Source organism: Elusimicrobiota bacterium (assembly GCA_041660185.1).
Taxonomy (GTDB): Bacteria; Elusimicrobiota; Elusimicrobia; order 2-01-FULL-59-12; family 2-01-FULL-59-12; genus JBAZWU01.
Map to the genome: position 1 here is coordinate 26,958 of JBAZWU010000002.1, position 14,052 is coordinate 41,009.

The window sequence follows — 14,052 nt, forward strand, 5'->3', positions numbered from 1 at the left end:
TTAACCTTTCGGGAACCGGTTCATCAGCCCGTCAAGACCCGCCTTGGAGATCAGCACCTGCCTCGCCCGCATCACGTGGAATGCATTGAGTTCGGCCACATCCACCACGCATACTCTGGAAACATTTCGGAACGCCCGCGTAATGTCCGGGTTCTTTTTATCAAGCACCAGTAAAATAGTCCCGGCCACTCCTGTTTTCTTCAAAAGCGCATCACCGGAACGTGTTTTCCCGTCGCCAACCGCCACCGAGTCAATAACGCCCAACTGCCCCGCTTTCGCTTTTTCGATGAAGGCTGTGTGCAAAGCCGTTGACCGCTTGCATGCATCGAGGTCAATGCGGTAGGAACGTGGCTGAGGCCCAAAAATGATTCCGCCTTTTCTCCACAACGGCGACCGGTTCGATCCAGCCCGGGCATTTCCGGTTCCTTTTTGCTTCCAAGGCTTGCGTCCTCCACCGGAGACAAGACCCCTTGTTTTGGTGGCTGACGTTCCCTGCCGCTGATTGGCCTGAAGAGCGACCGTCACTTCATGAAGAATACGACGGGATCCCTCTCCACCAAACAAGGACTCCGGCAAATCAATTTTGCCTTTGGCTTCGCCTGAAGACGAATAAAACGATGCTTGCTGTAAGGCCATTACTTGGCAGCCTTTCCTTTTGGCGCGGCCGCAGGAGCGGCTTTCGCCCCCGCTTCTTTCTTCGCCTTCTTCGAGCTTTCGACGTGATGTTCCACTCGGTGTTTCATTCGCTTAACGGTTTCCTGTATCACCACAAGACTCTGCTTCGGCCCCGGAACAGCGCCTCGAATAATCAGCAAATCTTTTTCAGTATCCACTTTTACAATTTCCAGATGCTGAACCGTCACTTGTTCCGCACCTAAATGACCGGGAAAACGTTTACCCTTAAAGACGCGCCCCGGATACGTATTGGATCCCGATGATCCAGGGGCTCGCGCCCGGTCAGACTGTCCATGCGTGTGAGGACCCCCGCTAAAATTGTGGCGTTTCATCGCGCCGGCAAATCCCTTTCCTTTTGAAACACCCGTCACATCGACAAAATCACCCGGCGTAAAGGAATCGACTCGTAACGTTTGACCCACTGAAAAAGACGACGCTTTGTCCGTTCGCAGTTCACGCAACCATCGAGCGATGGCCACATTGCTCTTCTTGAACTGCCCCATCTGAGGCTTATTGACGGACTTTTCACGAACAGCTCCAAAGGCCACTTGAACCGCGGCATATCCATGCTTCTCTACCATAAGAACCTGCATCACATGACAAGGCCCCGCCTGGACCACTGTCACAGGGATAACGCGCCCATCCTGGCCGAAAATCTGGGTCATTCCTACTTTTTGACCCAGAATCGCCTTCAAGGACGGGGCTGCCGGTTTCTCTGTTGCTATTTCTGAACTCATAATGGATCTAGGATGATTTAATTTCGACATCCACACCCGCCGGTAGGTCGAGCTTCATCAACTCTTCCACCGTATTGGGTGTGGGTTCCGAGATATCAATCACGCGCTTATGGATTCGCATTTCAAACTGCTCGCGTGATTTTTTGTCGGTATGCGGAGAACGCAAAACCGTATACTTCTTAATCTGCGTAGGCAATAACACGGGCCCTACCAAAACCGCTCCAGTGCGCTTCACGACATCCACGATTTTAACCAGGGAGTCATCCAGCATTCGATGATCATATGACCGTAAACGAATGCGGATTTTCGGGGCCGTAATCTTCGGAGCGGCAGCGGGAGTAGCCATTGTCAGGCAATCACTTCCGAGACGACGCCGGCGCCCACCGTATGGCCGCCCTCACGGATCGCAAACCGCACACCCTTCTCCATCGCGATCGGCGTGATCAGTTCCGCCTCAAACTCAATGTTGTCCCCAGGCATCACCATCTCCACCCCGGTCTTTAATGTCACATCCCCCGTGATGTCGCTCGTCCGAAAGTAAAACTGCGGCCGGTAGCCCTTGAAAAAGGGCGTGTGCCGCCCGCCTTCTTCCTTCGTCAGAATGTATACGCTCGCCTTGAACTTCTTGTGCGGCGTGATCGATCCCGGCGCCGCCAGCACCTGCCCGCGCTCAATCTGGTCCTTCTCCACCCCGCGCAGCAGAATCCCCACGTTGTCCCCGGCAATGCACTCGTCCATCACCTTCCGGAACATCTCTACCCCGGTAATCACCGACTTGCGCGTCTCCTGGATCCCGACAATCTCGACGTTGTCCCCCACCTTCGCCTTCCCCCGCTCCACTCGGCCCGTCGCCACCGTCCCGCGACCCGTAATACTGAAAACGTCTTCCACCGCCATCAAAAACGGCTTGTCCATCTCCCGCTTCGGCTCCGGAATGCTCGTGTCCAGCGCTTCCATCAGCTTCTTGATCGACGGCTCCCCGAGCTCCGTCTGATCCCCCGCCAGCGCCTTCGTCGCACTCCCTCGAATCACCGGTATCTTGTCCCCGGGAAACTCGTACTTCGTCAAGAGCTCCCGCACTTCCATCTCCACCAAATCCAATAACTCCTTGTCCTCCACCACATCGCACTTGTTCATGTACACCACCAGGCTCGGGACGTTCACCTGACGCGCCAACAACACATGCTCCCGCGTCTGCGGCATCGGCCCGTCCGCCGCCGAGACCACCAAAACCGCCCCGTCCATCTGCGCCGCGCCCGTGATCATGTTCTTGATGTAGTCCGCATGCCCCGGACAGTCAATGTGCGCGTAATGCCGCTTCGCCGACTCGTACTCCACGTGGCTCACCGCAATCGTCACGATCTTCGTCTCGTCCCGAACCGTCCCGCCCTTGGCGATGTCCGCGTAGGCCAGCTCTTTGGCCTGTCCCGTTTTCGCCAAGACCTTTAAAATCGCGGTCGTTAACGTCGTCTTCCCATGATCCACGTGTCCGATCGTTCCGACGTTCACATGGGGTTTCGTACGCTCAAATTTAGGCTTGGACATAACTTTGTCTCCTCCCGTTATCCTTTAGAACTACCCGAAGCGCTGCTCCCTCCGGCTTTAGCGACAATCTCTTCAGATACATTGCGAGGCACTTCAGCATAATGGCTTGGCTCCAGATTGAACGAAGCTCGACCCTGGCTGAGGGATCGCACCGTTGTGGCATACCCGAACATCTCGGCAAGCGGCACCACGCCACGAATAAGACGTGCATTACCCCGCTGCTCATTTTCATTCACCTGAGCACGGCGGGAATTCAAATCCCCAATAATCGTCCCCATATAGTCTTCGGGGGTCACCACTTCAAATTTCATCACAGGCTCCAGCAATACCGGGCGCGCCTTCCTAGCACCTTCTTTGAAGGCCATTGAGCCCGCAATTTCAAACGCCATAGCATTGGAATCGACGTCGTGGTAGGAACCGTCGAAGACGGTACATTTTACATCAACCACAGGGTACCCGGCAAGGACTCCGCTTTCCATCGCCTGCTTCACGCCCTTTTCAACCGCCGGGATATATTCGCGAGGGATCGAACCGCCCTTGATTTTATCGACGAACTCAAAACCTTTTCCGGTCTCCAGCGGTTCCACAATAATCCAACAGTGTCCATATTGACCGCGGCCTCCGGTTTGCTTGATATATTTCCCTTCGACTTCGACTTTCTGACGGATCGTTTCGCGGTAAGCCACTTGCGGACGGCCGACATTAGCCTGCACGTTAAACTCGCGCTTCATGCGATCGACAAGAATTTCCAGATGCAACTCTCCCATACCCGAAATAATCGTCTGGGATGTTTCTTCGTCTGTTCGAACACGGAACGTCGGATCCTCTTCGGCCAAACGACTCAACGCCATCGCCAGGCGCTCTTCATCCGCTTTCGATTTCGGTTCAATGGCGACCGAAATCACCGGTTCAGGGAAATGCATGGACTCGAGGATAATGGGGTTTTTAATATCGCAAAGGGTGTTTCCGGTCGTTGTCCCCTTCAGACCAACCACCGCCGCGATATCGCCAGCGTAGACTTCTTTGACGTCTTCGCTTTTATCGGCATGCATGCGCAAGATTTGGCTAATGCGTTCTTCGGAATTTTTTGAGCTGTTCGCGACATAACTGCCCGCCTGAAGCGTCCCCGAATACACACGAAAATAGGTCAGTCTCCGTCCTCCGGCGCGAGGATCGACTTGGATTTTAAACGCCAGCGCGGAGAAAGGGGCCTCATCTTTTGGGTCTCGAGTGATCGCTTCATTGGTTTTCTGATCATGACCCGGCGTCGGAGGAAGATCGACCGGCGAAGGAAGGTAATCGCAAACAGCATCTAAAAGCGGTTGAACTCCTTTATTTTTGTAAGCAGAACCGCACAAAATCGGGAAAAATTTGCCGGTGATGGTCGCTTTCCGGATGCCGACGATCAGTTCATGCTCGGAAATCTCTTTGCCATCTAAATATTTTTCCATCAGCTTGTCGTCAAACTCGGCGACTTTTTCAACCAAGTGGGCATGGGCGGAGTGGGCCGCTTCCTTCATTTCGGATGGGATTTCCATCGTCTCATATTTCGTGCCAAGTTTATCGCTGTTCCAGACATAAGCTTTCATCCGAACCAGATCGATAAGACCCGAGAAGTTGACCTCTGCTCCGATCGGAAGCTGGATCGGAACCGGGCCCTTCGCATCCAATTTCTCGTGCATCGACCGGACGCACATATCAAAATCCGCCCCGACTTTATCCATCTTATTCATGAAGGCTAGGCGCGGCACGTGATAACGTTCGGCCTGCCGCCAGACGGTTTCCGATTGAGGCTCAACACCATTCCCGGCGTCAAAAACGACAACCGCCCCATCCAGCACTCGCAGAGAGCGCTCCACTTCCATCGTAAAATCGACGTGCCCAGGGGTGTCAATAATATTAACCTGCCGCTCCACCCCATCCACTGGTTTCCAAGTACAGTAGGTGGCGGCCGCCGTAATCGTGATGCCGCGTTCCCGTTCCTGCTCCATCCAGTCCGTCGTCGTGTTTCCGTCGTGCACCTCGCCGATTTTGTAAATGCGACCGGTGTAAAAAAGGATACGCTCGGTCGTGGTCGTCTTGCCTGCGTCAATGTGGGCGCAGATGCCAATATTTCGGATTCGCTCTAAAGGAAATTGTCTGGGCATAAAAATTACCAGCGGTAGTGTGCAAACGCCTTATTGGCATCCGCCATTCGGTGGGTATCTTCTCGCTTTTTAATGGCTCCGCCTTCCCGGCGACTGGCGGCAAGGATCTCGTCGGCCAATCGCTCCGAAAAAGGCTTCCCAGTCTTTTCGCGGGCGAACTGCATGATCCAACGCATCGCCAAAGCCGTTCCTCTTTCAGGGCGCACCTGGACTGGAACCTGATACGTGGCTCCGCCCACACGCCGTGGTTTGACTTCGACCAGAGGTTTCACATTATCAATCGCGCGATTAAAAATAGCCAGCGGCTCTTCTTTTGTTTTCGCTTGGATTAGATTAAAAGCCTGCTCCAAAATTCGCTCCGACATGCTCTTTTTCCCCTCAAAATTCATGCGGTTAATAAAGCGGGATACCAAAACGGATCCATACTTAAAATGGGGGTCCGGCAGTGCACGACGCTCACGAGGTTTTAACGTTTTTCGGGGCACTTCGAATTCTCCTTAAAAAATAATTGACATGACAAGGCATTGCCTTTGGACAGGCATCCTCGGTGTCGCCTAAGCCGCTTTCGGCCTTTTGGCTCCGTATTTCGAACGACTTTGTTTGCGATCTTGAACGCCCGTAGCATCCAGTGTGCCGCGAACGATATGATATCGAACTCCCGGAAGGTCTTTAACGCGGCCGCCTCGAACCAGAACAATAGAGTGTTCTTGCAGATTATGGCCAACACCGGGGATATAAGAGGTTACTTCGAAACCAGAGGTCAATTTCACACGCGCCACTTTTCGCAACGCCGAATTGGGTTTCTTAGGAGTGGTCGTATACACACGCGTGCAAACACCACGACGCTGAGGACACTCTACCAAAGCGGGGGCTTTGGTCTTCGAAATCAATGGCATGCGACCAGATCGTACCAACTGATTAACTGTAGGCACTTTTTAACTTCCTTCTGTTATCAAACGATTCTGCCGCAATCCGGTCCCGGCCGGAATGAGGTGACCAATAATAACATTTTCTTTGAGCCCGCGGAGATAGTCCATGGCACCGGAAGCGGAAGCCTCGGTCAGGACACGCGTGGTTTCCTGGAAACTCGCCGCAGAAATCAAAGACTCCGACGACAGGGAGGCTTTGGTGATTCCCAGGAGCACGGGCTGCGCCTCAGCGGGTTCGCCGCCATTGGTCAGGACCTGCTCATTCAGCCGCTTAAAGCGGTTTTTGCTGACGATTTCGCCAATCAGCAACTCGGTGTCACCGGACTTGGTGATCCGCACATTGGAAAGCATTTGCCGGACGATAATTTCAATATGTTTGTCGTTAATGACCACCCCCTGCAGGCGATACACTTCCTGAATTTCGTTAACCAGATGTTCCTGGACCGCCTTGGCATCTTTGACCTTCAGGATGTCGTGCGGATTAATGGACCCGTCGGTCAGCGCTTCGCCAACAGCGACCCGATCGCCTTCATAAACCACAAGGTGTTTACCATGCGGGATGTTGTATTCCCGAACTGTTCCAGTTTCTTCATCCGTCACAATAACCTTCTGGCCACCCTTCGGCGTCGTTCCCAGTTTCACGGTTCCTGGAATCTCGGAGATAATACAGGCATTTCGGGGACGGCGAGCTTCAAAAAGTTCGACGACGCGCGGTAAACCGCCGGTGATATCCTTGGTCTTGGTGACTTCCTGCGGAATCTTGGCGAGCACATCGCCGGCTTCCACCTTCTGTCCTTCTTCAACACTCACGTACGTATCCACAGGCAATGTGTACGCGGCCATCCGCTTTCCGTTTTTGAGAATGACCACCTGCGGATGCAGACGTTCTGCACGGTGTTCGATAATGACCCGTTCGGTCAGTCCCGTCACCTTATTCTTCTCCTGGTGAACGGTAATACCTTCGATTACATCCTCCAACTTGACCGTCCCGTCAAACTCCGTAATGATGGGCATCGCGTGCGGATCCCATTCCGCGATGAGGGTCGCTTTGGTAACCGCCTTATTCTCGGTGACTTTCATGCGCGCGCCATAGGGCAATCGATGATGTTCTCTTTCTTTGCCGCTTTCTTCCTTAATCGATACCTCGGCGTTGCGGCTGAAAACAATTTGTTGATTGCGCTTATCTTTCAATAGGCGAACATTAAAGAAGCGAACCGCTCCATCGTGCCCGGCCACAATTTGTGATCGTTTTACGACGCGGCTCGCCGTTCCGCCGATATGGAACGTCCGCAGGGTCAGCTGCGTACCCGGTTCGCCAATGGATTGAGCGGCGACAATTCCGGTGGCTTCTCCCATACCCACCATGCGGCCGTTCGCCAGATTCAAACCGTAGCATTTGGCGCACACGCCCCATTTCGATTCGCACGTCAAGACAGAACGAATCCGAATGCGGTCGATTTCCGCCTCTTTGACCTTTTTGGCCGCATCAGCCGTAATGAGCTCGCCCGCTTTAATAATGACCTCATCGGTCAACGGATGCGTCACCGTATCCAGCGCCACTCGTCCGACAATACGTTCTTCCAGAGGCTCAATGACTTCGTCACCAGAGGACAGGGTCCCGATGGACACTCCTGTAATGGTGCCGCAGTCCTCCTGCGTAATCACCACATCGTTGGCCACATCCACGAGTCGCCGCGTCAGGTAACCGGCATCCGCTGTTTTCAGAGCGGTATCGGCCAAACCTTTACGACCACCGTGCGTGGAAATAAAGTACTCCAGAACCGTGAGACCTTCCCTAAAGTTGGAGATAACAGGCGATTCGATAATTTCGCCGACGCCGCCCGTCAATTTCTTCTGCGGCTTAGCCATCAAACCGCGCATGCCGGCCAGCTGACGAATCTGAGCCGCGCTCCCGCGGGCGCCGGAGTTCGCCATCATATAGATCGAGTTAAATTTCGATTCACCGCTCTTGAAAACCGACATTTCCTGTTTCTTCATCTCGTCAAACATGAGGTCCGAAATACGATCGGTTACACGCGTCCACAAGTCGATAATTTTGTTATAGCGTTCGCTTTCCGTAATCAGACCGAGTTTGGCCTGCCGCTCGACTTCCAGGGCTTGTGTTTGCGCCTCTTTAATAAACCGTTCTTTCTCTTTCGGAATCAGCATGTCTTCGATCGAAATAGACAGCCCCGCGCGCGTGGCGAAACGGAATCCGATCTGCTTAATATCGTCGAGCAATTGGACGGTTCGCGCCTGTCCCAGTGTGCGATAACACCGGTCGACGAGCTCGGCCAACTCTTTCTTGCCCATCATATTATTGATGTGGCCCAATTCCGCCGGGACGACACTGTTGAAAATGACGCGGCCCACCGTGGTCCAGTCTTTCCACTTGGAGGGGTCCGCATTATCCGTTTCGGAGAGCTCGGGTTCAACCATTCGATTGATGCCGCGAACCTTGATCTTGGCATGAAGGGAGACTTCATCTCGCTGGAGGGCCGCTTCGACTTCTAAACGGGAAGCAAAAACTTTTCCTTCACCGAAATCGCCACCCTTGACTTTCGTCAGGTAGTTACACCCCAAGACCATATCTTGAGAAGGTACGGCAATCGGCCGGCCCGAAGCGGGAGACAGAAGATTGTTGGCGGAAAGCATCAGCAATCGCGCTTCAAGCTGGGATTCCAGGGAAAGCGGAATATGCACCGCCATCTGGTCACCGTCAAAGTCAGCGTTAAAGGCGGCGCAGGTGAGCGGATGCAGCTGGATTGCTTTTCCTTCGATGAGAACCGGCTCAAACGCCTGGACACCCAGGCGGTGCAGCGTTGGGGCACGATTCAAAATGACGGGATGGTGTTTCGTCACCTGATCCAGAATATCCCAGATCTCGGGCTTGACGCGTTCCAGCATGCGCTTGGCCGCTTTCAGCATGACGTTTTCCTTCTTCATCAGCTCGCGAATAATAAACGGCTTGAAGAGTTCGAGCGCCATCTCTTTCGGCAAACCGCATTGATGCAGTTTGAGATTCGGGCCAACGACAATGACGCTGCGGCCCGAGTAATCCACGCGTTTACCGAGAAGATTTTGACGGAAACGACCTTGCTTGCCTTTGAGAATATCGGAGAGGGATTTTAACGGCCGGTTTCCGGCCCCGACAACGACTTTGCCGCGCGCCCCATTCTCGATCAGGGCGTCAACCGCCTCCTGGAGCAGCCGTTTTTCATTATGAATCATGACCTCCGGCGCGCGGAGCGATTCAATGTGCTTCAAACGATTGTTGCGGTTGATAATGCGGCGATAAAGATCGTTCAGGTCGGACGTCGCAAATCGTCCGCCTTCCAACGGGACGAGGGGACGGAGATCCGGCGGGAGCACCGGTAAAATGGTCAGAATCATCCATTCCGGCTTCACTTTGGACCGCAGGAAAGCTTCCACAACCCGCAGGCGTTTCACCAACCGGCTTCGCTCCGCATCAGAGGTCGCTTTTTTGACCTTTTCATGCAGGTCGGTAGCTTCGAACGGGATATCGATTTTCGTCAGCAAGTCACGTACGGCTGCCGCGCCAATGCCGACCTTCACCTTGCCGCCATATTCCTGGCGGATCTTCTGATATTCTTCTTCCGTCAGAAGCTGCTGCGCGCTAAAAAGAATTTTATTATCAGTATCTTTAAAATCTTCCAAGACGATGTAACGCGCATAATAGACCACACGTTCCAAGTCCGAAATTTTCATATTCAAGAGAGTGGCGACACGGGAGGGCGTCTTGCGGAGATACCACACATGCGCGATCGGGACCGCCAGCTCAATATGTCCCATGCGCTCACGACGAACTTTTGATTCGGTTACTTCGACGCCACAACGGTCACAGATGACGCCTTTGTTCTTGACCCACTTATACTTCCCGCAGTTACACTCCCAGTCCCGGACGGGTCCAAAAATACGCTCGCAAAACAATCCGTCTCTTTCCGGCTTGAACGTCCGGTAATTGATCGTCTCCGGCTTGCGGACTTCGCCGTAGGACCACGAGAGGATTTGTTCTGGACTGGCCAAACTGACGCGAATTGCATCAAAGTCAGCGAAGTTCAACTCCTTGTCCGCTTTCTTTTTTTCGCGACCAGGGGTCAGAGATTTCCGCTCTAATAATTGTTGAAAGGACACTGAGGCCTCCTAGGATTTCGCCCCGACTTCTTCGGAGACTTTTCCGGCACCCGTCGACTTGGAACCGCTGCCGCTCTTGTTCTGATCTGAGCGAACCAGTTCGATATTCAAACCGAGCGCACGCAATTCGCGCGCCAGCACTTTAAAGGATTCCGGCACACCGGGCTCGGAGAACGTCTCCCCTTTAATAATGGCTTCATACATCTTGGCGCGGCCCGTCACATCATCAGATTTAACGGTTAAAAACTCCTGCAAACAGTGGGCGGCCCCATAGGCTTCGACTGCCCACACTTCCATTTCGCCAAACCGCTGGCCGCCGAATTGCGCCTTCCCCCCCAGCGGCTGCCGCGTAATGAGGGAGTAGGGTCCCGTCGAGCGAGCATGGATTTTATCCTCCACCAGATGGGCCAGCTTAATGATGTACATGTAACCGACGGTAATTTTTTCGTCGAATTTTTCTCCCGTGCGGCCGTCATACATGGTGAACTTGCAATAGTCACTGGGAAGGAATTCGTCGGGGGTACCGTTGCCCTTAAGCTTTTTCTTGGCTTCGCGAATCTTTTCAATCACCTGCTCTTCTTTTGCCCCATCGAAGACGGAGGTATTCATCTGCGCGCCCAGCTGTTTAGCAGCCCACCCCAGCATCGTTTCGAGCAACTGTCCCACATTCATTCGGGACGGGACACCCAGAGGAGAAAGCACCACATCGACCGGCGTGCCATCCGGAAGGAACGGCATATCCTCCTGAGCAACGATACGGGAGACCACTCCTTTATTCCCGTGCCGGCCAGCCAGCTTATCTCCGACCTGAACTTTGCGCTTAATCGCGATATAAACTTTAACGATCTTATTCACCGTTACAGGCAACTCATCACCCAGCTTCAACGCTTCCTTTTCTCGGGCCATTTCCAGACGAAGCTGCTGTTCTTTTCGCTGCGAGTAGACCTTGATTTTCTCTTTCTCATCATCCGCTTCACGGCTGGAGAACTTCTTTTCTTCCTTTAAGCGATCGACGTCCTCAATCCGGAGTTTGCGATCCTCCCGGATCGCTTCAACCAGCTTCTCGTAATGGGCTTCAATATCCCTCGTGCGGCGGTTTTCTTCTTTCAGCGCCATCTTTTCCCGGCGAACAAAAACGCGCACACCGATCACTTTCCCAGACACGCCCGGCGGCACACGCAAAGAAGCATCCATCGTATCTTCGGCCTTCTTACCGAAAATGACTTTCAAAAGCCGCTCTTCAGGCGTCACTTGTTGCTCGCCTTTAGGAGCCACTTTACCCACCAGAATATCACCGGGAATCACTTCCGCTCCTGGCCGCACAATACCGGTTTCATCCAGATTAATCAGTGCATCGGCACCGACATTCGGGATATCGCGAGTGATTTCCTCAGCCCCCATCTTGGTATCGCGGGCTTCCATTTGGAACTCGTGGATATGGACAGACGTCAGAAGATCGTCACGAACGACGCGATCCGACAATAAAATGGCGTCTTCGTAATTGCATCCTTCCCAGGGCATGAAAGCCACCAGGAGGTTGCGACCCAAGGCCAACTCCCCACCGCTCGTGGCCGGCCCGTCGGCAATCATTTGACCCCGTTTCACCTTATCGCCTTTTTGCACAGACGGGGTCTGGTTGACCGTCGTATCCTGATTCGATCGGATATATTTTTTCAATCGATAAATATCAATGTGTTTATCCATTCGGGCGTGAGGTTCCCCTTCCGGCAAAGGCTCATCCGAATGAAGGGCGATCTCATCTGCAGAAACCGCGATGACCTGTCCACCGCGCCGGGCGGTAATGGCGGCACCGGAATCCCGGGCCACGCGTTCTTCAATACCGGTTCCAACGAGCGGCGGATCAGCCACCAGAAGCGGGACCGCTTGCCGTTGCATGTTGGATCCCATCAAGGCGCGGTTCGCGTCATCGTGTTCCAAGAATGGAATAAGCGCCGTAGAAACGGACACCACCTGCATCGGGGAAATGTCCATATAGTCGATTTCTTCCGGCGGAAATTCGCGGAAATCCCCTCGGTAGCGACAAAGAATACGAGGGGTTGAAAATTTACCGTTTTTGTCGAGAGGCGCGTTGGCCTGCGCAACAACTAGATCGTTTTCGCGATCAGCCGTCAGATACTCCACTTCATCCGTCACGCGGCCATTGGAAGCTTTCCGGTAGGGGGACTCAATCAATCCGTACTCATTGACTCGAGCATAGCAAGCCAGGGAGGAAATCAGACCGATGTTCGGACCCTCCGGAGTTTCAATCGGGCAGATACGCCCATAATGAGTATGGTGTACGTCACGAACTTCAAAACCAGCGCGTTTCCGGTGAAGACCGCCGGGACCCAAAGCCGAAAGACGCCGTTTATGCGTGAGTTCCGCCAACGGATTGGTCTGATCCATGAATTGGGAAAGCTGAGAACTTCCAAAGAATTTTCGGACAATCGCCACCACCGGAGCCGCATTCATGATCCCGCGCGGTGCCAGTGTCGCTTTATCCTGGACATTCATCCGTTCGCGAACAATACGCGCCATTTGGGACAATCCAATGCGGATCTGATTCTCCAAGAGCTCGCCGACCGCACGAACACGACGGTTCCCCAGGTGATCGATATCGTCCATTTCGATGGGATGGGATTCTTTCCCAACCATCACTTCGCTGACATCGTTATTCAGGAGAATAATGTATTTGATGGTGCAGACAATGTCTTCCGGAGTCAACGTACGCTTTCTTTCATTGGGCACTTCATACTTCAATCCCGGTCGTTGCGTGATCCATTCACTCAAGGGCGCTAATTTTTTATTGATTTTGTAACGACCGACACGCGTTAAATCATATTTGCGGATCGACTTAAAAAGAAGGTTGTCGAGATACGTCTCTGCTTGATCGGCTGCGATAAACTCCTGCGCACGTAGTACGCGATAAATCATGTTAATGGAATCTTTACGACTCTTCAGATTGTCCTTGGCCAGCGTATTGCGGATGGTCACATCGTTAACCGCCGGGTCCAGAATCAGGAGAGTCACGTCTGACACTTTTTTGGCATAGAGCTGCGCCACATTCTCGCGCGTCAGCTCCCGATTCGCTTCAAATAGAACTTCTCCATTTTGTTTCAGAACCACATCGGTTGCCAGAATTCGCCCGACTAAAACATCGGCTTTGCCATCTTCAACCTTTAATGTCTCCTGGTCATAAAATACGCGCAAAATATCTTCATCCGACTCCAAGCCCATGGCTCTCAGAAGGACGGTGGCAGGCAGTTTCTTATGTTTATCGAGCCTCACAAAAAGAGCGTTATTCAAATCGTACTCAAACTCAACCCACGCGCCGCGGTAGGGGATCATACGAGCGAAGAAAAGGTTTTTCCCGTAGGAGGAAATTTTCTTTTCTTCGTCTTCTTCAAAAATAACACCCGGCGAGCGATGGAGCTGGCTGACCACAACGCGTTCAGCTCCGTTAATGACATAGGTGGCATTTTCCGTCATAAGCGGAATATCACAGATATAGACATCTTGTTCAGCGATTTGTTTGACTTTGCCGTTTTCTTCGCGCTGGAGGATGCGGAAGGTGGCTTTGAGAGGAGCGGAGTAGATAGTATCTTTGGCCAAGGCTTCTTCGACCGTATACCGTGATTCTCCCAGATCATATGCAACAAACTCGAGCGTTAAGCTCTCATCGTTGTTGCTGATAGGAAAAACATCCAGAAAAGCAGCCTGCAATCCTTGTATCTTCCGCTTTTCGGGGGGAACAGTCCATTGCAGAAACTCGGCCATGGACGTCTTCTGCATGGCCAAGAGTTCCGGCAACGGAATTATGGACGGGATCCGCGAAAAAGTAACTTTCTCCAAGCTATCCTCCTG

General features: G+C 53.0%; 8 protein-coding genes and 1 pseudogene. All 9 read right to left on the minus strand.

Going from position 1 to position 14,052, the window contains the following annotated elements:
- Positions 1–636, minus strand: a complete 636-nt coding sequence (gene rplD / locus WC859_02495; GenBank protein MFA5975020.1) for a 50S ribosomal protein L4 — start codon at positions 634–636, stop codon at positions 1–3.
- Positions 637–746: 110 nt separating this feature from the next.
- Positions 747–1,412: pseudogene (rplC, locus tag WC859_02500) on the minus strand (50S ribosomal protein L3).
- Positions 1,413–1,419: 7 nt separating this feature from the next.
- Positions 1,420–1,758, minus strand: coding sequence for a 30S ribosomal protein S10 (gene rpsJ / locus WC859_02505; GenBank protein ID MFA5975021.1), 339 nt, complete (start codon positions 1,756–1,758; stop codon positions 1,420–1,422).
- A gap of 2 nt (positions 1,759–1,760) precedes the next feature.
- Positions 1,761–2,957 carry an elongation factor Tu gene (gene tuf / locus WC859_02510; protein MFA5975022.1) on the minus strand — a complete coding sequence of 399 codons (1,197 nt, stop codon included), beginning with the start codon at positions 2,955–2,957 and terminating at the stop codon, positions 1,761–1,763.
- A 17-nt stretch (positions 2,958–2,974) separates the two neighbouring features.
- The gene (gene fusA, locus WC859_02515; GenBank protein ID MFA5975023.1) at positions 2,975–5,104 is read right to left on the minus strand and encodes an elongation factor G; all 2,130 of its coding nucleotides are present in this window, start codon (positions 5,102–5,104) and stop codon (positions 2,975–2,977) included.
- A 5-nt stretch (positions 5,105–5,109) separates the two neighbouring features.
- A complete protein-coding gene (rpsG, locus tag WC859_02520) occupies positions 5,110–5,589 on the minus strand; it encodes a 30S ribosomal protein S7 (protein ID MFA5975024.1) in 480 nt (159 codons plus the stop codon).
- 69 nt (positions 5,590–5,658) lie between these two features.
- Positions 5,659–6,036, minus strand: coding sequence for a 30S ribosomal protein S12 (gene rpsL / locus WC859_02525; protein MFA5975025.1), 378 nt, complete (start codon positions 6,034–6,036; stop codon positions 5,659–5,661).
- A gap of 3 nt (positions 6,037–6,039) precedes the next feature.
- On the minus strand, positions 6,040–10,116 hold the full coding sequence (rpoC, locus tag WC859_02530; GenBank protein ID MFA5975026.1) for a DNA-directed RNA polymerase subunit beta': 4,077 nt from the start codon (positions 10,114–10,116) through the stop codon (positions 6,040–6,042).
- A gap of 81 nt (positions 10,117–10,197) precedes the next feature.
- A complete protein-coding gene (gene rpoB, locus WC859_02535; GenBank protein ID MFA5975027.1) occupies positions 10,198–14,040 on the minus strand; it encodes a DNA-directed RNA polymerase subunit beta in 3,843 nt (1,280 codons plus the stop codon).
- Positions 14,041–14,052: the final 12 nt, after the last annotated feature.